Genomic DNA, 22495 nt, shown 5'->3' with positions numbered 1-22495 from the left:
GTTTTAGAATCGATAGTATTTGATTGTCACTAAATTTTGATCTTTTCATGCAGAATCTCCTCCAGCATAGATTATGAGAAAATTCTATTTTTGGCATCAATTATTTTTCGGGGGGATTACCACGCCAAGTATCGATAATAGCGCAATTGTGAACATTTTTGGTTTTGAATCGATGTTAGTCTTGATGTAATTTAATTTCATCTCTAAATTGACTTCCACTTGATATTGCATCCGAGGCTGGGTTTTTGGACAAAATTTAAAGGTTTGTCTGCGAGCAGACAGTCCAGAGCCATTCGAATGGAATCTCCAGTTACTGGAATAGAATTACCTGGCCTTGAATCATCCAATTGTCCTCTGTATATGAGAGACAAACTCTGATCAAATACAAAAAAGTCGGGTGTACATGCTGCGTGATATGCAGTCGCTACTTCCTGAGTTTCATCATAAAGATAAGGAAAAGGAAAGTGATGAGCTTGGGCGGTAGTAATCATATTTTCAGGTGAATCATCGGGATAGTTTTCGACATCATTTGAATTAATCGCTAAAAACTGTACTCCTTTGGGTAAATAATCGTTAGCCAAGCGGGTAAGCTCAGCATTAATGTGTTTTACATAAGGACAATGATTGCAGATGAACATAATCACAGTGGCTTTGTAATCTGAAGACTGTCTTAATGTAACATCCTGCCCTGATAATACATCCAATAGCTTAAAAGCAGGTGCTTTTGTTCCCAATTCCAACATAGTTGATTCAGTTCGACTCATAATAATTCCAGATTAATAAAAAATTAATTTATACAAGGCTATAAACGAAAATAAAGTATTCAGTACAGCCCAAATATAAGAAGCATATTGCCCGCCAATCGCGTTGTAATATGCATAAATTGCGACAAATGAACTACCTGAAAAAAATATCCATTGATTATTGTAAGCAAATCCAAATGAAAGAAGGGCAATTCCAGTAATTCCAATAAGTAATAAAAAAATGTTTTCTTTACCAATCATTAAATAAAAAATGAAGAGTTGGACGCATAGAAAGATGGGAAGAGCAAATTGGGTGTTAGGTCCAATATCCAATAAAATAGCCGAATGTCCTGCGGCCAGTATTAACTCTAAAGCAATAAAATAAATGAGCTTGAAATGTATTGCAGTGAATAACAAGGCCAGAGAGCCGAAAATATAGAAGGGCTGGGGGTAAACCTGATTGTGCCCATACAATATGATCAGCGCTCCAACAATACCAAAAATAATGAAGTGAATATCGTAGTTATTTTTAGACACTGATCACCATTTTAAATAGATTCCTTTAGCTACAGAATCCTGGATCACATCATTTTGAGATTTATTTGAAGAAATCCAGTAGTTGCCCATATTACTCAATGCAAATCTGACTCTTGGATACTGGCATACTTCAAGCACATCACGACAATCAACGGTTGTAGTATTTTCTTCTATATGTTTATAGCACTTGAAATTTAAATTTTTAACATCAGAAGCAAAAGCTGCCCAATTCATTGGTTCGAGAGTTGCTTGCAAGGGAGGGCTCATAAATACATCACCAGTTTCATGACGCTCCAATTCAATTTTAGCGTCAGATCGGTTTTGAATTAAATAATAAGATTGCTGACCAGTTTCATTTAAAATTAAAAAGTTTTGTTGGTATCCGAAACCTGATACTTCACACCCTCTTGGAAATACAGAAACAGAGTGAGCAGAATTGATAAATAATAGGGATAATAATAGTATTTTATTAATTTGGTTAAATAATGTCATAATTTCCTCTAGAAAAACACTTTAGTTGCTATTTTAATCATAATAGGAGCAAAGTCTATCCTGGAATGAAAAAATTGAACTATAAATCTCTATTTGCAGATATTTTTGCTTTTATCATAGGTGAATAAGTTCTATAAAAACTTAAAAATAAATACATGGCTATGTAACCCAGAGACAATGTCAGCCAGATAGTACTGGTATCAGGATAATAAATAAGCAGACATGCTGAGCTGACGCCGTAAATTGCCGAGCAGCAATGCATCAGGATTTTAAGTACTCTTGAGTCAGTGAGATAATCAAGTCTTGAAGGGTAGACGTATTTGACTGGTACAAAGATTAACACACAAAATATTGATAAAAGAATAGCGTTTAATGTCATTGATGTATTAAAAATAAACATGTAAAAAACGGCAATATTCCAGTAACAAGGGAACCCTTTAAAAAAGTGATCAGGGGTTTTCGCATCATCCTGGCAAAACTGGTACGCGGAAGTGATGGTGATCGCTCCAATGATGAATGCGGCATAGTCAGTAGGCAGCATACCAGGTTTCACGAATAAGAAAAAACAAGGTGTTATGACATAATTTAGGTAATCTACAATATTATCCAACAAAGCCCCATCAATTTTGGGTAATACTGTTTTGACATGAGATAAACGGGCAAACGTGCCATCGACAGCGTCAATAAACACCGTTAATGCCATGAGCCACAATGCAATCACATATTCCTGTTGATAGATTTTTGCTAAGGTAACAACCCCAATAAACGCGCCACTGGCAGTAAATAGATGCACAGCCCATGCTGCCATATATTGCATTGGACTAAATGGTGGTTTGATCTGATTCATTAATTATCCCGGGGTTAATTAATTAAATTAACTTATTGAACTATAATGCTGTTCAATACAGTAAAACAGCATAGAATATAAAAATAGTATCAACAATCAAAAGTAAAGTGCAAGGAGTGTTGCTCACTTTAGCTAAAATAGTATGTAGTGGATGATGTAAAACTTTAATAATGTTTCTTACACATGGTGACTAAATGAAAATTCAGACTATTAATCCAGCAACTGAGCACATTTTAGCAGAATATGAATGTCTTGATGATGATGCAATTAACTCTAAATTAGAAGCTGGGCATAATGCGTATTTATCCTGGAAAAAGACGCCATTTAGTTTGAGACGAAAATTAATGCTCCAGTTGGCCGAACGATTGAAAATCAATAAGGAGGAGTTGGCTCATTTGATGAGCTTGGAAATGGGGAAGCCAATTACTGCGGGTATAGCTGAAATTGAAAAATGTGCCTGGGTATGCTCACACTATGCGGAACATGCTGAATCCTATCTCGCCTCGAGAATTATTGGCACTGAAAAATGTACCGCAAAAGTCTGTTACAGGCCTTTAGGAATCGTTTTTGGAATAATGCCATGGAATTTTCCCTTTTGGCAGGTATTTCGTTTTTCAGTCCCAACGATAATGGCTGGCAATGCTGCAATCCTAAAACATGCACCCATATCGTCTGGTACTGGTAAACAAATTGAACGCTTATTCAAAGAAGCTGATTTTCCGATGAATCTTTTTCAACACCTTATTGTTGATAATGAGGGTGCGGCTAAAGTCATTCAAAATCCATATGTTTCCGGAATTACCCTTACTGGAAGTGAACTGGCAGGAAGTGCTGTTGCATCACAAGCCGGTAAATATTTAAAAAAATCTGTGCTGGAACTGGGTGGATCGGATCCGTATTTAATCCTCGAAGATGCTGATACTGATTTGGCCGCTCGAGCTATAGTGGCTTCAAGGTTAAATAATTCCGGCCAGGTGTGTATAGCAGCAAAGCGCGTAATTGTAGTGAACATTATCGAAAATGAATTAGTTCATAAGATCATGGAACACATACCTTCATATAAAATGGGGAACCCACTGGATCCTGAAACCAATCTTGGTCCGCTCGCTCGCAAGGATTTGCGTGATAATCTTCACAATCAAGTAGAAAAATCGATTAAACAAGGTGCTAAATTATTGCTAGGTGGTATAATTCCCGATGGTAAGGGTTTTTATTATCCTCCTACAGTATTAACAGGTATTAAACCAGGTATGACTGCTTTCGATGAAGAACTGTTTGGCCCGGTAATTTCAATCTGTGCTGTTGAAAATGAGGAAGAAGCCATTTCTTTTGCTAACAGCGGTAAGTACGGTTTGGGGGCTGCTGTATTTACACGAGATGTAAGCAAAGGTGAATGGATTGCTGCAAATGAGATTGAAGCAGGCGTCTGTTTTGTAAACAGTTTTGTTGCATCTGACCCTCGATTACCGTTTGGAGGAATAAAACACTCCGGTTATGGTAGAGAGTTGTCGCGTGAAGGGATTTTAGAATTCGTTAATACAAAAACAATTGCGATCAGTGATGCATAAGATGAAAAAAAACGGCAAAACAATTTATATTTCTATTGCTCAACAGGAAATGAATGGTTTTGAAAATAAAAACCTGACTTTTACTTACCCAGTGTCTACTGGAAAGAATGGCGCAGGAGAAATGAAAAATAGCGAGTGCACTCCGAGAGGATGGCACAGAGTCTATTCTATTATTGGATTGGAACATCAGGTTAATAGTGTATTGGTTGCAAGAAAATGGACGGGGGAAATGTACTCAGAGCAATTAGCTGAACAATTTCCTGGCAGAGACTGGATATTAACGCGAATAATACAACTGGAAGGCTTGGAGCCAGGACGAAATAAAGGTGGCAATGTAGATACTCTGGAGCGATATATCTACATTCATGGTACTCCTGATTCAACGCGATTGGGCATACCAGGCTCTCATGGCTGCATCCGTTTAAATAACAATGCAGTGATTGAGCTGGCAAACTGGGTTACAACGGATACATTGGTATATATTCAATAATTTAAACAATAATTAATGCTGCAGAGCATATAAAAATCTGACGGGGTGAACTAATGTCCTATAAATTTGAAGAGGGTAAAGACGTAATAATTGACGCTGTTGTAGAAAAAATAAAACATTCTATGACCGGTGAGCAGGCAGGATTTTGTGCTGAGTTTTCCAAACAATTATATGGAACTGTTGCCCTGGAAGATCTTCGTGAATGGGATATCGATGATCTGTATGGTGCGGTAGTCAATTTTTGGTCGTTAATCGTTGAACGTTCCCCAAGGGAAACCAAGATTAAAATTTATAATCCGGATTTTGAGCGCCACGGTTGGCAGACAACGCATACTGTTGTGGAAATTATTTGCGATGACATGCCCTTTATTGTTGATTCATTGCGTATGGTAATAAATCGAATGGGGCTGACTTCTCATCTTATAATTCATATGGGCGGCATCCGGGTTAAAAGAGATAGCCACAATCACGTGTGCGATATTTTACCGCGCAATGGACTGGCTGTTGAAGAAAAAAATGTGCTGCATGAAGCGCCTATATTTATAGAAATTGACCGTCAGACTGATCCTTTAGTACTTGAGGAATTGCATAAAAACTTTGAACGAGTACTAGACGATAATAGGGCTGTGTTTGAAGATTGGGAAAAAATGAGAGCTGAAGTCAGGGAAGCAATCAAAGAACTGGATCACGTATCCAAGGTGGTCGATCCTGACGAGCTTGAAGAAACCAAAGCTTTTCTGACCTGGATAGAAGATCATCATTTTACTTTCCTCGGAATTCGAGATTACGAATTAATCCAGAAAGGTAAAGAAACCATATTGCAGGCTATTCCTGAAACCGGTCTGGGCGTATTACGGGAATCTACAAATAAAGCTTCAACTCGCAGTATCTCAGCAATGACTCCGGAGGCTAGAGAATTAACCTTATCTCCACGAATCTTAGTCATGTCAAAAACAAATACTTTGGCTAGCGTTCATAGAGATGCCTATACGGATTATATCGGTATTAAACGATTTAACTCTAAAGGGCAGGTCATTGGAGAGCGGCGAATTATAGGTTTATATACTTCTGCGGCCTATCACACCAATCCCAGACATATCCCATTTTTGCGTCATAAAGTGGCGTTAATTATGGAGAACTCTAAATTAAATCCACGTAGTCATGCAGGAAAAGTCTTACTGAATATTCTTGAAACCTTACCCAGGGATGATTTGATTCAGGGTTCAGAAGATGAACTTCTTGAAATTGCTATGGGTATTTTTTACATGCAGGATAGAAAAAGAATTCGACTGTTTGCGCGCAAGGATGTATACAGACGATTTATTTCGTGTCTGGTTTATGTACCCAAAGATCGCTTTAATACCGAGTTAAGACATGCCATGCAAAACATATTGGCAGAGAGTTTTCATGCTGAAGAAATTACATTCTCTACGTTATTCGGGGAATCAGTTCTGGCTCGTATTCATTTTATTGTTAAGGTGAACCCACAGGAATGCCCAGAATATGATTTGAAGGAAATCGAACAGAAGTTGATTGATGTAGGACGTTCATGGACCGACGATCTGCAACATTATTTACATGAAGCATATGGTGAGGAACAGGCAAACGCCTATTTTGCATTATACAAAAACGCCTTTCCTATATCGTATCGGGATAATTTTTCTCCACGTACTGCTGTATATGATATTAAGCATATCGATGGTCTTTGCGCTGAACATCCTTTAGGGATTAATTTTTATCGCCCTCTGGATGAATCCGAGAATAATTTCAGATTAAAGGTCTATCAACATGACAGTACCATAGCATTATCTGATGTATTGCCTATATTGGAAAACCTGGGATTAAGGGCAATTAGTGAAAGACCTTACGTACTTAAATTTGAAAATGGCAAAGTGACATGGATTAACGATTTTGCCATGCAGTATAATAAAGAGTTTGAATTTAATGTCGATGAAATCAAGGAGTTATTCCAGAATGCATTTGCCCGTGTTTGGTTTGGTGATGCAGAAAATGATGGATTTAATCAACTCGTTTTAGCAGCTGGACTTAATTGGCGTGAAGTGGCCATCTTAAGAACTTATGCGAAATACTTTAAGCAAATAGGTTTTACATTCAGCCAGGACTATATGGAAATGGCGTTAAACAACAATGTAAACATTGCGAAGAAACTGGTGAGACTCTTTGAAATCCGATGTAATCCTCTTGAAAATAATAAAAGAGAATCTCGCTTTAATGATCTGACCGCTGAAATTTTAAACGATCTTGATAACGTCTCGAATCTTGATGAAGACAAAATTATCAGACAATACGTTCAGGCAATTAATGCCACTCTTCGTACTAACTTTTATCAAGTAGATTCGAATGGAAATTCCAAGAGTTATATATCCATTAAATTAAACAGTAAAATTATTCCAGGTGTTCCTAAACCTCATCCAATGTTTGAGATATTTGTCTATTCTCCACGTTTTGAAGGGGTACATTTACGTTGTGGAAAAGTTGCTCGCGGGGGACTTCGTTGGTCGGATCGTAGAGAAGATTTCCGTACTGAAATTCTTGGCTTAATGAAAGCGCAACAGGTTAAAAATTCCGTTATTGTCCCTAGTGGTGCTAAAGGCGGATTTGTTCCCAAACATTTACCAGTTAATGGAACCCGTGAAGAAATCATGGCCGAAGGCATTAGCTGCTATCAATTGTTTATCCGAGGTTTACTGGATATTACCGATAATTATAAAGACGGTCATATTGTTAAACCTCAAAATGTTGTGTTCTATGATGAAGATGATCCCTATCTGGTCGTTGCGGCGGATAAAGGAACTGCAACATTTTCAGATATTGCCAATTCTATTTCATTGGAATACGGTTTCTGGCTTGGAGATGCTTTCGCTTCAGGCGGATCAGTCGGATACGACCATAAAAAAATGGGTATCACAGCCAAGGGAGCATGGGAATCAGTTAAACGCCATTTCTATGAACTGGATATTGATATTCACAATAACGATTTTACTGTTGTTGGAATTGGCGATATGGCAGGAGATGTATTTGGTAATGGTATGCTGTTATCCAACCACATCAAGTTAGTTGGTGCATTCAACCATCTTCATATTTTTATCGATCCTAATCCAGATGCGGCTATCAGTTATAATGAGCGAAAGCGATTATTTAACTTACCACGCTCGAATTGGACCGATTACGATAAAAAATTGATTTCAAAGGGCGGCGGTGTATTCAATCGCAGCGCTAAATCAATTCCTGTCAGTCCAGAAATGCAAAAAGTGTTTGGCATAAAGCAAACAGAAATTGAGCCTAATGAATTGATTAAAACGATTTTAAAAGCCAAGGTTGATTTGCTCTGGAGTGGTGGTATCGGTACTTATGTCAAATCAAGTCTGGAATCAAATGCCAGTGTTGGCGATAGAACCAATGACTCAACCCGTGTGAATGCCAAACAATTGCGATGTAAAGTAATTGGTGAGGGCGGTAATTTGGGTTTGACTCAATTAGCTCGAGTAGAATATACCTTGCATGGCGGAATGGTTTATACAGATTTTATTGATAACTCAGGTGGGGTGAACTGTTCTGACAAAGAAGTGAATATTAAAATTTTACTGAATACCATTGTTGCTTCAGGAGATCTTACTCCCAAACAGCGAAATGAGTTATTAGGTGAAATGACTGATGAAGTGTCAAAATTAGTACTTCGAGATAATTTTTTACAAACTCGAGCTATTAGCTTGTCTGCATCACAGGCGCTTCGTTCGCTGGAGCTTCAGTCACGTTATATGAATGAACTCGAAAGGACCGGTAAATTAGATCGTAATCTTGAATTTTTACCTGATGATAAAGCATTAACGGAACGTAAATTAATGGGGCAGGGTCTGGGTAGACCAGGTATTGCTGTATTGATGTGTTACAGTAAGACTCTCTTAAAGGAGCAAATTCTAGCGTCTGATGTTCCTGAAGAAAGTTACATGAATGAAATTTTGATTAATTCATTTCCCAAGCCATTGCAGGAGCGATTCAGCAAGCAAATGCAAGATCACCCATTGAGACGGGAAATTATTGCTACTCGTTTAAGCAATATTATCGTCAATGAAATGGGCTTTACTTATGTGTATAGACTTCAGGATGAGACTGGTGCTCCCGTATCTGCTATCGTCAGAGCCTATATGATTGCACGTACAGTTCTTGATTTGGAATCCATCTGGAAACAAATTGAGGAGTTGGGAACAAAAATCAGCGCGCAACAACAGATTGATATGATGATGCTTTATGTACGTCTTTCAAGAAGAGTCACGCGGTGGTTTTTACGTAATCAACGCAGATCTTTAGATGTAAGTCATACGATCAAACTGTATTCCAAAGGGGTTGTTGAATTCAAAAAATCAATGCCTGCTGTATTTGGGGAGCATGGTCGAGCTCAATATCAAGAACAGTATGAAGAACGGATTAAGGATGGAGTACCTCCTTCTTTGGCCCATGAACTAACAGTTACTCGTGGATTATTTGCTGCCACGGATATTATTGAACTCGCACATACTAACAATGTGAGTATTGAAAAAGTTGCAGAAATATATTTTGGAATTGGTGAGTTCCTTGATTTATCCTGGATTAGAACGCAAGTTATTATTCATCCAACTGAAAATCATTGGGAATCATTATCTAGGGAAGCCCTACGAGATGACCTGGATTGGCAACAGCGTCAATTAACCTCAGGAATTATGTGTTTTGATGCTAAAAATAAGGATTTTGCAGCCCGGTTGGAATCCTGGGGAACTGTTCATGCTGCTTTAATCGAGCGCTGGCGTTTTATTCTGACTGATTTAAAATCCAGTACGGTTTTAAATTACACGATGTTCTTTGTTGCGATAAGGGAGTTGCTGGATTTAACGCAGACCACATTGCAAGCATATGCAAAACCAGAAAAAGCGTCTTAAATCATTATTATCCCATGTCATAGACATTTAATTATGACATGGGATTTTTAAGATTCATTTGGTTGATTTAACTTATAATTCAAGGAGTGATTTAGTGGAAAGCAAAAGTGATTCAGGGTATTCGGCAACGTCTAAATGGTTTCATTGGGGTATTGCTCTGATCGTTATTGGAATGTTGTTTATGGGTTTTTTTCTAGATGAAATTCCAGAACAATATCAGGGTTCTGCGTATATGCTCCATAAATCGACTGGCATTACCGTTTTATTTTTGATGCTCATTCGTTTTATTTGGGTTCATGCCAAAGGAAAACCCCCATTACCTGAATCAGTTAAATCTTGGGAAAAAGTATTGTCACGTTTCGTGCAATACAGTTTTTATGTTCTTTTAATTATTATGCCTATGAGTGGCTGGATCATGTCGGTTGCTGCTGATCGTATCCCCACTTATTTTGGTCTTTTTAAAATGCCCTTGCCCTGGATAACACCAGATAAATCCCTTGCTGAATTTATGAATGAATCACATGAGGTTATTGCCTGGATTTTAATTGTTTTTATTTGCCTGCATGTTCTTGGCGCTTTGAAACATCATTTTATTGATAAAAACAATATATTAAAACGAATGTTACCGGGACAAAAGCAGTAAATTTTGTGATTTTAAGATATAGAAGCATAAGACAAATCAGACGCTGATATTCTTTTGGTTACGTCATCCCGAGTAAGAAGGGCGCTCCTGTTGCTGCACTGTGCTGAATATTTTATATATCTTTTAACCGGTTTATCTCGACACACTGGATCATCAATATTTTGGCATTAGCCTGGTTGCTTGCAATTGTCTCTTGGTCACATCTAGTTTACGTCCCACGGTTTTAACCACAAAATCCAGAAAACAGCCCTAGAACAATGGATCCCGCGGTCGAAGCCGCGGGAATTCGGTAGAGTTGTTAGCAAATACCATGCTTCGAATTCCCGCGGTGGGACTAAGGGATCTAATAAATTTACGCTGGTGTTCTGGATTCCGCGAGCAAAGCCGCAGAACCTTGGCGTGTATCTCTTGCTCGCACTTCCCCCGAATTCCCGCGGCTTCGACCGCGGGATCTTATGAATTTACGCTGGTGTTCTGGATTCCGTGAGCAAAGCCGCAGAACCTTGGCGTGTATCCTTTGCTCGCACTTCACCCGAATTCCCGCAGCTTCGACCGCGGGATCTTATGAATTTACGCTGGTGTTCTGGATTCCGCGAGCAAAACCGCAGAACCTTGGCGTGTATCTCTTGCTCGCACTTCCCCCGAATTCCCGCGGCTTCGACCGCGGGATCTTATGAATTTACGCTGGTGTTCGGTATTCCTTGAGCAAAGCTAAGGAACTTCGGTGTGTATCACTTACACTTAGTTTTATTGCCACAGTTTATCGATGCAGTTTGCTGTATACATATTTAAATAGTAGGTATTTCAAGCCTAACCTCTTTGTTTTGACCTTCAAACCGAACTGAGACGAAGGGTTCTTTAAGCATGCTTACTGCGATCAAATATCGATTGGTACCTAAATTGGAATAATCGATTAATTCTCCAATTTCAATTTCATCAGTGCAATGAAATAATTTTTGGCCTGAGTAAATCGTGTCATCTGTATGGATAATAAAGATTTTTAATTCATGTTTTATAGTCGCACGGTATTGCGTTCTGGCTATAATTTCTTGTCCTTTATAGCATCCTTTGTTAAAGCTGATGTATTTTGTTTCATGTAAACCCAGTCTATGAGGTAGAAACAGTCCTCTGGATTCAGGATATATATCGATTTGTTTGTGCATTAATCTTAGGGTATGCCAAGTCATCGAGCCTAAATACTGATCTCGCTCTTTAAATAATTCAGATAAATTAATGAATTCATTCTGTGGCACTATGAATAGGTAAAACCCATCACCTAAGTGGTAATAGCAATAATTGGACGTATAAGACAGTGCGTAGAATTCAGATGGGAAAAAATCGGTATCAGGTACAATGTCCTGAGAATTTTGTAAATAAAATCCAGCAATTTTGAATTCATTACATTCTTTTAGAGTTACTCTGGACAGTTGAGCCGTTTTATTCAATGAAATAGCTGTAGCCTCAATCATATCCTGGGGAAGAATTAATTTAATTCCATTCCATTTGATGACATCCATAAGTGAAAGGATGCGGCCTTTTAGGTTGCATTGTGCACCTTGTATCATTTGTATGTCTGATACTGCGTTTAAATCACAGGTTAATTGGCCTTGAAGAAAATCTACGGCATTTTCTCCATCCATTTGGATTAAACCAAGATATGATAAATCAAAAAAGTAGTTTTTAAGTGGCTCAATAGGGCAATTATTAGTGTTTGTTGTCAAAATTCGATTATTTATAGTGTGATTTTGGAATAAGCTCATGGTTATATCAAAGTTTCCGTTTATTATTCGAGTAGTGTATCATCAGCACGGATAATTTTAGAGTCATTTTAGAATTTAAGATTCAATAATGATAACAATACAATCAACTACTATTTTTGAGATATTTCATGCTTGATTCACGAGAAAGGGCGAGGATTACCTGGCATTGCCGACGCGGTATGCTGGAGCTGGATCTTATTTTGCAGCGTTTTTTGGAACATGGTTTGGATTTGTTGAGTGAGTATGAACTCAAGTTGTTTGATCGGTTATTGAGTTGTACGGATCCTGAATTATTTTCGTGGTTTATGGGACATACCGATCCACAAGATGCTGAGCTAAATGAAATTGTCACTATCATCAGAAATAATACTTAAACCCACTAAATCAAAAGTTTATTTTCGTTTGATTTTAATTTTATATTTTCTTACAGTGGCTTTAATTATTTATTCTTCTTTATTCAGTCTCATCAAACTGGCTTTAAGCGCTGCTCTTTCGATATACATGATACCGGAGTTCATCAATAAAAATCCAAGTAATTTCATTATTGCGATGATTTACCGCAACAAAAAATGGTATATCACAACAAAAAATGGAGTTACAGAGGATTGTGATGAGCTTCGCATTATCATCCACAATACCTTATTTCAACTGATTCAAATATCCATTCTGGATAAAAAGAAATTATTTATTTTATTTAATGATCAGATTCCAGAACATCAATTACGACAACTTCATCATATATCTTCAAATAGATAGTATATAATTATACAAAATGGATAATTATAAGACCAATCTTCAATCATACTGTTATTTTATGTTCATGATAAGCATTGTATAAAGGATTAAAGAGGATATTATGAATAGAGACAACGCTTATACTGATGAGTATTTAGTTGAGCTGGCTAGAGATGGAAATTCTGTCGCGTACAATCAACTGCTTGAGCGATATGATCATAAAGTGCAACGAGTTATTTATTTTTATATTAATGATCAGGCGTATGCTAAAGATTTGGCTCAGGAAGTATTACTTAAAGTGTACCGAAATTTGCATTTTTTTAAAGATAAGAGCCAGTTCTCCACCTGGCTTTATAAAATCACTCAAAATACGATTAAAAATTATTATCGTTCAGCCAGTTTGCGTCTGGATTCTGAAGCTCATTTCGTTGATGAACAATATTCCTCATTTTACAATTCACCTGAGCATCAACTAATGACGACTGAGATCACAGATCAAATCGAGTCTGCTGTCTCTCAATTATCAGAGGACTTACGGCTTTGCTACGGAATGCATGTCTTTGAGGGGTGCACTTATGAGCATATTGCGCAAGAGTTAAATTGTCCGATTGGAACAGTGCGATCTCGAATTCATAGAGCAAGGAAGCTGGTGACTAATTTTGTGGAAAGGCGAAATAAGAATGTAGCCGGGTAAAAAGATCTCAATGCTGGAACTATTGGACTATTCAGGTTTAATAGAGACTCAACCGAATAGCCCAATAGAAACTGAAATCAATTTAATTTAGCGATAATTTTATGCATCCGAATCCAGGTCATGGTGTTTCCTGTTTGAGCTAAATTGATTAGTTCGTGGGATAAGGCATCAATCTCTTCTTGTGATGCAATCTGCATATCGATGAGTTGGGGCATGAGATCGTTTAATGCCATTGAGTAAATCAATTTTTCTTGAGCTGTTCTCAGTAAGGGTTGGTAAAGTGAATGATGTGTGACTGAAAGATGACATGATTCAAATTCCTGTTCGAGACGGTGCGCCACTTCATAATCACGATTGTTCTTTGCGAAACACGCTCTGACCCACTGAGTAAACTGCTCATATGCTTTGGAAGGCGGATAACAAAAAGTTGAGTCAAATATAGACGGTTCCTCGCAAATGATTATACCGCCTGGCTTCAGGCATTGCCCCATATGATCTATTACTGAATGAGCATCTGCAACATGATGAAGTACCATGCGGCAATATATAAAGTCAAATTGTTCGCCCAGATCTGAAAGGTGATTAACGTCCCATAACTTGAATCGTACTGTAGAGTAATCACGGGTGATATTTTGAACATAATCCAGTTGTGATTGGCTTAAATCAATCGCGAGAAGAGATCCTTCGCGTCCAATCAGTTTGGCTAATTCAAGAGTCATCGCTCCTGATCCGCAGCCAATTTCAAGTCCGCTCATTCCTTGTTTGATTCCAGCCTCCTGAATCAGGTTTTTACTGCTTTGTGCATAGAGTTGATGCTGTAACGAAAGGCGATCCCTTGCTTTATCGTTGGTGTTGAGAATATAAGTTGTGGTCATAATAGTCCTTTATTATTGAGTCGATGTTACATTAAAGTTAAACGGGGCTATCTATTGCGATTCTTTGAGAAGAAGCACTCTCCATGTAGTGATTTAACTGCTGTGCTTGTAATTGAAACATGCTATTCAAATTCTCTCGAGTCGAACTACCCATATGGGGTGATAAAATCACATTATCCAATTGACGCAATCTCAGGGGAACTTCTGGTTCATTGCTGAATACATCCAGTCCAGCCCCGGCGATGATATTATTGGTCAGCGCGTCAATAAGGGCATTTTGATCGACTATGCTTCCTCGGGCAACATTAATAAGATAACCCTGTGGGCCTAAATGTTCCAAAACCGTTTTATCGATCAGATGATGTGAATCCGCATTGGCCGAACAGCAGAGTATGAGAATGTCACTGTTACTGGCGAGGGCTTTGACATCAGGATAGTAATAATACGCACATTCTTTCTTATTTCGCGCAGTATAGGCAATATTCATGTTCAGGGCATCAGCAAATTTAGCTATTGTTAGCCCAATTTGGCCTAAACCAACCAGCCCCAATCGTTTTCCAGAGACATGGTTTCCCAGAAATCGAGGCTTCCCATCAATCCAATGGTTTGCACGAGTATAGCGATCGTTCGCAATAATTTTTCTGGACAAAGATAACATTAATGTGATTGCCAGCTCTGCGGTATCGTGAACGCCTGCATGGGGTTGTGATACAAGGGTAATTTGGTATTTTTTTAAATAGTTTTTGTCTATATTATCAGTGCCTATACCCAGGTGGCTGATGAATTGTAAATTTGGGAATTGAGACAAGAACGATTCATCGATGCGATCCCAGACGGTGGTTGCCAAGGCTGTAACCTTTATTTTATCGAGGTGAGATTTTTCCTCCCAACCTGATATAACCTGCCATTCGGGGAGTAGAAGGGGTAAAATTGGTTGAATAAATTGATTGCTTAGATAAACAGTAGGGGTCATTAAATATCCTATAATCATGAAATTTTTAAATTAAGTCAGGAGTTACAGAACTTTTGTAACAGACATTAATATGAACTAAAAATACGGAACAGGCAATTTATAATTAATTGTTGATAAACTGAATCAGGATTATAAGTCATTGTTCTGCGGTTGAGCTATAAATGCAGGTAGCTCTCTCCATTTGTGAGAGTAATTATCATTAGGTAAAAGGACATATCATGCATCGAAAGTTTCATTTTTTTCTAATTTCAATATTGATGGTTAGCACAATACAGTGTGTGAATGCCACATCAGAGCCATCGGCTCCCCACAGTATTCAGCGTGAGCTGAATGTGTTTTCTTCGCTTTTGAACACGAGTGATTGGAATAGTCAAAAGATCAATCAAGAACATTTGCCAGCACCTTATAATGACCTATTGACGCAGCAATTATTAACCCCGGCTCTTGAAAACTATTATAAAAGAAAGGCAATTATTCGTGTCATACAAGCTCATCAAAATCAGGGTAGCCATACCTACTCTCGTTTGATTACGATGCTATTGGATTCGAATAAACAGCGTAATGACCCACAAATGGCTCAGGAACTAAATGAGTCGCTCATTGCGGAACTGGCGTTTATCACAATCGATTTTAAGGAATTACCTCAGGAACTTGTTGGCGAAATCACGAGTTCAAATATTCCATTTGGAACGCTTTTAAAAAAATATGGCATCATTGCCACATCGACAAACCGATACTATTTTAAAACGCAATGTAATCCTGAGTTGGCAAGAACGATTCAATGCAGTGTCAACTCAACAATCTATGGCCGCATCAATACCCTTGTCAGGGTAGATAATCACCGTGTGATTGCACGAGTCATTGAACTTTTGTCAGGCATTAGGTGTCAAAACAGACGATGTGATGTTATTTTAAAAGATAATCGGCAATAACCTCGCTTAATCCTGATTGGTGGCTGATTACGAAATAATTAATAAAAGAAAGCTGATATTAAAAAAACCTATGTTAAAATGTTTTCAATTCGGGTGAATCTAATAAGACTCTTATGCTGGAAAGTGATCGCTTAATCAGTACCCAGAGTATTGCCTCTGAAGAAGCAATAGATCGGGCAATTCGTCCTTTAAGTCTAAAGGAATACATTGGGCAGGATGCAGTAAGCTCTCAGATGCAGATATTCATTGATGCAGCTAAAAGAAGAAAAGATGCATTGGATCATGTGCTGATCTTTGGGCCGCCGGGCTTGGGTAAAACAACTTTGGCCAATATTATTGCTCATGAAATGGGTGTCAATATTCGCCAGACATCAGGTCCTGTTATCGAACGCGCTGGAGATATTGCAGCGATATTAACCAATCTTCAACAGAATGATGTTCTTTTTATTGATGAAATTCATCGACTTAGTCCTGTAATAGAGGAAATTCTCTATCCTGCAATGGAGGATTATAAGCTCGATATTATGATTGGAGAGGGACCGGCTGCGCGCTCAATAAAACTGGAGCTGCCACCTTTTACTTTGATCGGAGCTACAACCCGGGCAGGATTGCTTACTTCCCCATTAAGAGACCGTTTTGGTATTGTCCAGAGACTTGAATATTACTCTATAGATTCGCTAACCCAAATTGTCACGCGATCTGCAGAATTATTGAATGTGGTGACAGAACCCGAGGGTGCCAGAGAAATTGCCATGCGCTCAAGGGGGACTCCACGAATTGCTAATAGATTATTAAGGCGGGTTCGAGATTATGCAGAAGTTAAAGGGCGTGGCATAATTAGCCTTGATATTGCCCAAAAAGCATTGGAAATGTTGGAGGTAGATCAACATGGTTTTGATCTGATGGACAGAAAATTACTGTTAGCCGTTATTGAGCGTTTTAATGGTGGTCCGGTGGGCGTTGACAGCATTGCAGCAGCTATTGGAGAAGAAAAAGGGACTATTGAGGATGTTTTAGAGCCTTTTTTAATACAACAAGGATTCCTAATGCGCACTCCACGCGGTAGAATGGCGACTCCCAGAGCGTATCAGCATTTTGGCCTGGAAGTGATACAACAACAGGAAGTATGAATGAATCATATAACGAAACATCAAAGCAGTGTAAGAGTCTATGCTGAAGACGTGGATTATATGGGAATTGTTTATCATCCAAATTATTTGCGTTATTTTGAACGAGCCAGAACAGAAATGTTGCGGCATAACGGATTATTGTTAAGCGAACTGATGAATGAGAATGTTCTTTTTGCTATTAGTGAGTTGAATATAAAATATCTGTACCCGGCACGATTGGATGATTTATTGACTCTATCAACACAAATTAGTGAACAAAATAAATGCAGTTTCGTGTTTAATCAAACGATACACAATGAAGACAACAATTTAATTTGTGAGGCAAATATTAAAGTAGTCTGTGTTGATGGTCTTTTAAAACCAAAACGACTTCCCGACTTATTTGCAACACGAAATGAATAACAAAAAACTTCGATACTGGAGATAAAAAGTGGGAAATCAAGCAAATGTATTGATGTATTTCATGCAGGCGGGTCTGGTCGTTAAATCAGTAATGCTCATCTTGCTCACTGCATCGATCGTATCATGGACATTAATATTTCAACGAGCATGGTTTTTTAACCGAAAGAAACAACTGACTGATGCATTTAACAGAAGGTTTTGGGACAGCAGTGATCTAAGCAAACTCTATGCTGATGTCGACAGCAACTCTGAAGAAAATCAGGGAATGGCCGCAATATTTCATGCGGGATTTAAAGAGTTTGTTCGCGCTAGGAAGCAGGGAACTGTGGCAATTGAACCAATTCAGCGGGTTATGCAAATCAGCCATGCAAAAGAAGCCGAAAAACTAGAGCAGCATTTACCCTTTTTTGCTTCTGTCGGTTCTATTTCCCCCTATGTCGGATTATTTGGCACTGTATGGGGGATCATGACCTCGTTCCAGGCTTTGGGGCATGCACAGCAGGCTACGATTGCCATGGTGGCTCCTGGTATTTCTGAGGCACTGGTTGCCACTGCACTTGGATTATTTACGGCGATTCCTGCGGTAATTGCATACAACCGTTATACTACTCGAGCAAATACCTTGTTAAACCGATTCGATTTATTCCAGGAAGAGCTTATTTCCCTGATTGAGCAACAAACATCGGGTACCTCAAGAGGATAATTCTCAAATGATTAAAGCAAAAACCAAACGTGACCGTCCTATTTCAGAAATCAATGTTGTACCTTATATTGATGTTATGTTGGTTTTGTTAGTTATCTTTATGATTACTGCGCCTATGTTGACTCAAGGAGTGACCGTTGACTTACCCAAGGCAGCCAGCCAAAATCTGCAACCAACTGACAGAGAACCTATTATTGTATCTGTAAACCAGCAAGGTACCTATTTCCTGAATATCAGCAGTACTCCTGCGGATCCAATAGAGGCTCAAGCGCTGGTGGTGCGGGTTGCTGCAGAATTAGAGCTCGCGAAACAATCGGGTCAAAAGCTCAATGTATTAGTCAAGGGAGATCAAGGGGTCGCTTACGGTAAAGTTGTTCAGGCAATGGCATTACTCAAGCAGGCGGGTGCAGAACAAGTTGGATTATTAACTGACTCATCGGATGAACCTTCAGAGGGTCAAGCATGATAGGCACAAACAGTTATCGTAACGCATTCATTTCAGCAGTAACACTTCATCTTTTTTTAGTGATTTTATTATTGACTGATTCATCAACTCAGCGCCCCGTGTTAACTGCTGAACATAAAACCACTCCCGGTATGCAGCTTCCTGTGGCAAATGTTCCGCAACAGGAAGCGGTAAAAGCAGTGAGTGTTGATAATAAAGAAATAATGGATACCGTGAATCGATTAAAACAGGAACGTGAACAAAAGCAAAGAGCTGAAATAAAACACCAAAATGAGCTTAAACGTCAGGCTGAAGCCGCAAAACAACAACGAATCAAAGAACAACAGCATCTTGCCAAGCTAAAGGAAGAGGCTAATAAAATTGCAATTGCACGTAAAAAGCAAGCAGAGGAAGAAAAGAAGCGTTTAAAAGAACTTGCTGAACAAAAGGCTCTAGAAGCAAAACGAATCGAAGAACTAAAAAAACAGAAAGAAGCTTTGGTAAAGCAGCAAGCACTGGAAGCAAAAAAGCTCGCAGAGTTGAATAAGAAAAAACTGGAAGAAAAAGCCAAAGCAGAGCAATTAAAATCAGAACAAGCAAAAGCAGAGAAACTTCGAGCCGATCAGGCACGTGCTGCACAAGCAAAAGCGGATATGGAGCGAAAAAAACAATCGGAGGCAGCGGCTGCGCAACAAGCAGCACAAAATGCAGAAAATCAGGCGCGTATCGCCGGAGAAGTTGATAAATATAAAGCACTCATTGTTAATGCGATTGGTAAAAACTGGATTTTACCAGAAAATGCTGACAGCAGTATGTCAAGCCAATTCCGAATTCGGCTTGCTCCTGATGGAACAGTGTTAGAAGTCACTTTAACTCGTGGCAGTGGCGATCCGCTTTTGGACCGATCCGCACAAACAGCAATATATAAAGCATCACCGCTTCCTGTACCAACAGACGCAGAAACATTTAATTTGTTTCGTGAAATCAGTTTAACCGTTCGACCAGAACAAGTTAGGGGATAAAACTCGTGATTAACCGATTGATAACACTTATTTTCATGTTATGTACCAGTCAGATTTATGCTCTGGATCTGGAACTTACTCAGGGTATTAATTCTGCCTTACCTATTGCGATTAATTCATTTGGATCAGATGCTGGCGCAGAAGAAATATCCCATGTAATTGAAAACGATTTGACGCTGTCGGGGCAATTTAAAATTGTTTCCGGCCCACAAGGTGCCAATTCTCAATCCTCTATTGGTGTATTGCGCCAACTGGGTGCTGATAGTGTCGTTACAGGTCGAGTGAATAGAGTGGGTAACCGTTATGAAGTCAGCTTTACTCTTGCTGATGCGGTTGCAAATGGGAATGTCCTTCTTACCAAAACATACCAGATAGGCGCTAACGAGATCAGGCCACTGGCACATCACATTAGTGATGAAGTGTATCAGAAGTTAACTGGTGAGCGCGGAATATTTTCTACTCGCATTGCTTACATTTCCGTTCAAAGAGGCGGACAAAGAAGTCGTTATTCACTTGAGGTAGCAGATGCAGATGGACATAATCCTCAAAGTTTGCTGGTGTCCTCCGAACCGATAATGTCTCCTTCGTGGTCTCCTGATGGCCGATCAATATCTTATGTCTCTTTTGAAAAGAAACGCGCACAGATATTTACTGTTTCTGTTGAATCAGGCCAGCGTCGTCTAATCACCAGTTTCCCTGGAATTAATGGTGCACCTGCCTGGTCGCCCGATGGACGCCAATTAGCAGTTGTTTTATCCAAGACCGGCACGCCCAAAATTTACAGTATTGATTTAAGTTCTGGTTCAATGAAACAACTCACTTTTGGTGATGCCATTGATACAGAGCCTCGCTTTGCACCGGATGGACGCAGTTTACTGTTTACGTCGGGAAGAGGGGGATCTCCTCAGGTTTATCGTTTATCACTTGCTGATGGACAGGTAAGCCGAGTAACCTTTGAAGGAAATTATAATGCTCGTGCATCATTCACACCGGATATGAAAAACATTGTGATGCTGCATCGAGACGATCGTAATTTTAATATTGGTTTGCAAAATGCTTCAGGTGGTCCAATTGCCAGCCTGACATTCTCTGGTCTGGATGAATCTCCCTCAGTATCTCCAAACAGTCGATTGGTTCTTTATGCGACACGAATTCAGGATAAAGGGGTATTAGGCATTGTTTCTATAGACGGTAGAATACGAATGAAGCTTCCTGCTCGTGAGGGTGACGTTCAAGAGCCGGCATGGTCCCCTTATCTGAGTTAATTACAATGCGAATAATTATCACATTTGTTCTGGTGTTCAATAGTTGTATTGGCTTTGCATGGAATGCTATTGGACATCAATTGGTCGCTCAAATCGCTTACGACAATTTATCCCCTGCGGCAAAAAAAATGTGTAATAAATATACTAGTGCTTATAATAATTTAAGCGGATCAGCATCCAGTTTTATTCAGGCAGCTACCTGGTTGGATGCGATACGAGCAAATGATGTTCATTGGTTCGATTCATTGCATTATATGGACAAACCCTTTTCACTAGATGAAACACCGCTTCCTCCTGTACAGGAAGTGAATGCTTTATGGGGTATCAAGCAGGCAATAAAAGTTTTGTCTTCCGATAAATCAAGTCTGGCTGACAAAGGCCTAAGCCTTCGTATACTGACTCATTTAATTGGTGATGTACACCAACCCCTACATACCGTTACCAAAGTCAGTAAGCATTTTCCAAAAGGAGATTTGGGAGGAAACCTGTTTCCATTAGCCCATAATTCAATTGGTGATAATTTACATAAGTATTGGGACAATGGAGCAGGAAGTCTGACCGGACAAGGTAAGTCTTTTCAGATAAAAAATAAAGCCCGTCAATTGGAACATAATTGGGCCTGTTCTAATGAAGTTAAAAAAATTAATCCCAGAAAATGGATCAATCAATCGCATCAACTTGCCTTAAGCAAGGTCTACAAGACTGCTCAGAATAGAGTTCCTGGTAAACGATATCAATTGGAAGCTCAGAATATATCTCAAAAGCAAATAGCGTTGGCGGGATGTCGCCTTGCCACAGTACTTAATAGTATTGCGGCACAGCAGATTAATGATTTACTCTAACGGAAGTGTCCCTGATTTCAGATGGTTCTGTACCCTGATGACAGGGTATGTCGAAAGTTTGTTCAATTCTGTCGCATAATGCGGTTTTTTGTACTTCATCTTTAGCACAATCAATAAGCTTTAAGGCATTTTCTTTGGTTAAGAGGTCCTCTGATACCAATGCATTTAAACCGTAAAAAATATTGCCGCCCAAAGACACCATCTGTTTTACATGATCAAAATGTAAACCGGATGTGTACCCTTCAAGTGCATTATTAAGCAAAGCCAGTTGGCCAATACTCATGCTTACTACATTGTATGGATCAAAGTTTAACTGTTTAAATAGTTTGTTTACAAGCAGGGTATGATTAAATTTAGCTGCCTCTTTGATGGCATCATAATAAAAGCGAGTACCTACCAGTAATTCCAACAAGGTAGATTCATTCCCATCTTGTGCTAATTTTATGATTGTTTCTTTCATAGA

At 38.9% G+C, this 22495-nt stretch carries 23 protein-coding genes; 15 read left to right on the top strand and 8 right to left on the bottom strand.

Translation table 11 applies throughout. The annotated features are described in order from the left end of the window. Nucleotides 1–203: 203 nt before the first annotated feature. From ELY21_RS14000 to pcsA, 4 genes are all read right to left on the bottom strand, one after another. The gene (locus ELY21_RS14000) at nucleotides 204–764 is read right to left on the bottom strand and encodes a thioredoxin family protein (protein WP_127110454.1); all 561 of its coding nucleotides are present in this window, start codon (nucleotides 762–764) and stop codon (nucleotides 204–206) included. A gap of 12 nt (nucleotides 765–776) precedes the next feature. Continuing rightward, nucleotides 777–1280, bottom strand: a complete 504-nt coding sequence (locus ELY21_RS13995; RefSeq protein WP_199741726.1) for a hypothetical protein — start codon at nucleotides 1278–1280, stop codon at nucleotides 777–779. Nucleotides 1281–1283: 3 nt separating this feature from the next. After that, nucleotides 1284–1772: an enhanced entry protein EnhB gene (locus ELY21_RS13990; protein ID WP_127110452.1), complete on the bottom strand. Its 489-nt coding sequence runs from the start codon at nucleotides 1770–1772 to the stop codon at nucleotides 1284–1286. A gap of 79 nt (nucleotides 1773–1851) precedes the next feature. Further along, the gene (pcsA, locus tag ELY21_RS13985; protein WP_127110450.1) at nucleotides 1852–2619 is read right to left on the bottom strand and encodes a phosphatidylcholine synthase; all 768 of its coding nucleotides are present in this window, start codon (nucleotides 2617–2619) and stop codon (nucleotides 1852–1854) included. Nucleotides 2620–2813: 194 nt separating this feature from the next. On the opposite strand from pcsA, the gene ELY21_RS13980 reads away from it, so the two are divergent. The 4 genes from ELY21_RS13980 to ELY21_RS13965 all read left to right on the top strand — a co-directional run bounded on the left by ELY21_RS13980 (nucleotide 2814) and on the right by ELY21_RS13965 (nucleotide 10254). Then, on the top strand, nucleotides 2814–4187 hold the full coding sequence (locus ELY21_RS13980) for an NAD-dependent succinate-semialdehyde dehydrogenase (protein WP_127110448.1): 1374 nt from the start codon (nucleotides 2814–2816) through the stop codon (nucleotides 4185–4187). A gap of 1 nt (nucleotide 4188) precedes the next feature. Then, nucleotides 4189–4677, top strand: coding sequence for a L,D-transpeptidase (locus ELY21_RS13975; RefSeq protein WP_127110446.1), 489 nt, complete (start codon nucleotides 4189–4191; stop codon nucleotides 4675–4677). A gap of 53 nt (nucleotides 4678–4730) precedes the next feature. Further along, nucleotides 4731–9611, top strand: coding sequence for an NAD-glutamate dehydrogenase (locus ELY21_RS13970; protein ID WP_127110444.1), 4881 nt, complete (start codon nucleotides 4731–4733; stop codon nucleotides 9609–9611). A 94-nt stretch (nucleotides 9612–9705) separates the two neighbouring features. Then, a complete protein-coding gene (locus tag ELY21_RS13965) occupies nucleotides 9706–10254 on the top strand; it encodes a cytochrome b (protein WP_127110442.1) in 549 nt (182 codons plus the stop codon). 788 nt (nucleotides 10255–11042) lie between these two features. Here ELY21_RS13965 and ELY21_RS13960 read toward each other — a convergent pair. Then, a complete protein-coding gene (locus ELY21_RS13960; protein WP_127110440.1) occupies nucleotides 11043–12014 on the bottom strand; it encodes a folate-binding protein YgfZ in 972 nt (323 codons plus the stop codon). 128 nt (nucleotides 12015–12142) lie between these two features. Here ELY21_RS13960 and ELY21_RS13955 point away from each other — a divergent pair, with 128 nt between their 5' ends. The 3 genes from ELY21_RS13955 to ELY21_RS13945 all read left to right on the top strand — a co-directional run bounded on the left by ELY21_RS13955 (nucleotide 12143) and on the right by ELY21_RS13945 (nucleotide 13443). After that, entirely contained in the window at nucleotides 12143–12388 is a 246-nt protein-coding gene (locus ELY21_RS13955) for a succinate dehydrogenase assembly factor 2 (protein ID WP_127110438.1), read from the top strand. After that, the gene (locus tag ELY21_RS13950) at nucleotides 12354–12770 is read left to right on the top strand and encodes a hypothetical protein (RefSeq protein WP_127110436.1); all 417 of its coding nucleotides are present in this window, start codon (nucleotides 12354–12356) and stop codon (nucleotides 12768–12770) included. The genes ELY21_RS13955 and ELY21_RS13950 overlap by 35 nt, the downstream gene beginning before the upstream one ends. A 100-nt stretch (nucleotides 12771–12870) precedes the next feature. Further along, nucleotides 12871–13443, top strand: a complete 573-nt coding sequence (locus tag ELY21_RS13945; protein WP_127110435.1) for a sigma-70 family RNA polymerase sigma factor — start codon at nucleotides 12871–12873, stop codon at nucleotides 13441–13443. A gap of 77 nt (nucleotides 13444–13520) precedes the next feature. Here the strand turns inward: ELY21_RS13945 and ELY21_RS13940 are convergent, their stop codons facing one another. Further along, nucleotides 13521–14318 (bottom strand): bifunctional 2-polyprenyl-6-hydroxyphenol methylase/3-demethylubiquinol 3-O-methyltransferase UbiG, encoded by a 798-nt coding sequence (locus ELY21_RS13940; RefSeq protein WP_127110433.1) that lies wholly within the window; start codon nucleotides 14316–14318, stop codon nucleotides 13521–13523. Nucleotides 14319–14355: 37 nt separating this feature from the next. After that, nucleotides 14356–15291 carry an NAD(P)-dependent oxidoreductase gene (locus tag ELY21_RS13935; protein WP_127110432.1) on the bottom strand — a complete coding sequence of 312 codons (936 nt, stop codon included), beginning with the start codon at nucleotides 15289–15291 and terminating at the stop codon, nucleotides 14356–14358. Nucleotides 15292–15509: 218 nt separating this feature from the next. Here ELY21_RS13935 and ELY21_RS13930 point away from each other — a divergent pair, with 218 nt between their 5' ends. From ELY21_RS13930 to ELY21_RS13895, 8 genes are all read left to right on the top strand, one after another. Beyond that, nucleotides 15510–16223, top strand: a complete 714-nt coding sequence (locus tag ELY21_RS13930) for a hypothetical protein (RefSeq protein ID WP_127110430.1) — start codon at nucleotides 15510–15512, stop codon at nucleotides 16221–16223. A 113-nt stretch (nucleotides 16224–16336) separates the two neighbouring features. Next, entirely contained in the window at nucleotides 16337–17353 is a 1017-nt protein-coding gene (gene ruvB / locus ELY21_RS13925; RefSeq protein ID WP_127110428.1) for a Holliday junction branch migration DNA helicase RuvB, read from the top strand. Beyond that, nucleotides 17354–17755 (top strand): YbgC/FadM family acyl-CoA thioesterase, encoded by a 402-nt coding sequence (locus ELY21_RS13920; RefSeq protein ID WP_127110427.1) that lies wholly within the window; start codon nucleotides 17354–17356, stop codon nucleotides 17753–17755. 28 nt (nucleotides 17756–17783) lie between these two features. After that, nucleotides 17784–18458, top strand: a complete 675-nt coding sequence (gene tolQ, locus ELY21_RS13915) for a protein TolQ (RefSeq protein ID WP_199741725.1) — start codon at nucleotides 17784–17786, stop codon at nucleotides 18456–18458. Between the two features lie 7 nt (nucleotides 18459–18465). Further along, on the top strand, nucleotides 18466–18924 hold the full coding sequence (tolR, locus tag ELY21_RS13910) for a protein TolR (RefSeq protein ID WP_028384702.1): 459 nt from the start codon (nucleotides 18466–18468) through the stop codon (nucleotides 18922–18924). After that, nucleotides 18921–19925 carry a cell envelope integrity protein TolA gene (tolA, locus tag ELY21_RS13905; protein ID WP_127110425.1) on the top strand — a complete coding sequence of 335 codons (1005 nt, stop codon included), beginning with the start codon at nucleotides 18921–18923 and terminating at the stop codon, nucleotides 19923–19925. Before tolR ends, tolA begins: the two co-directional genes overlap by 4 nt. 5 nt (nucleotides 19926–19930) lie before the next feature. Further along, a complete protein-coding gene (tolB, locus tag ELY21_RS13900; protein WP_127110423.1) occupies nucleotides 19931–21190 on the top strand; it encodes a Tol-Pal system beta propeller repeat protein TolB in 1260 nt (419 codons plus the stop codon). A gap of 5 nt (nucleotides 21191–21195) precedes the next feature. After that, on the top strand, nucleotides 21196–22032 hold the full coding sequence (locus ELY21_RS13895; protein ID WP_370272683.1) for a S1/P1 nuclease: 837 nt from the start codon (nucleotides 21196–21198) through the stop codon (nucleotides 22030–22032). Here ELY21_RS13895 and ELY21_RS13890 read toward each other — a convergent pair. Continuing rightward, entirely contained in the window at nucleotides 22016–22492 is a 477-nt protein-coding gene (locus ELY21_RS13890) for a hypothetical protein (RefSeq protein ID WP_127110419.1), read from the bottom strand. The genes ELY21_RS13895 and ELY21_RS13890 overlap by 17 nt on opposite strands. Nucleotides 22493–22495 lie beyond the last annotated feature (3 nt).

It is taken from the genome of Legionella sp. km535, assembly GCF_003990085.1.
Lineage (GTDB): Bacteria > Pseudomonadota > Gammaproteobacteria > Legionellales > Legionellaceae > Legionella > Legionella moravica.
The sequence above is the reverse complement of the archived record's forward strand: the minus strand, read 5'-3'. Positions and strand labels throughout refer to the sequence as shown.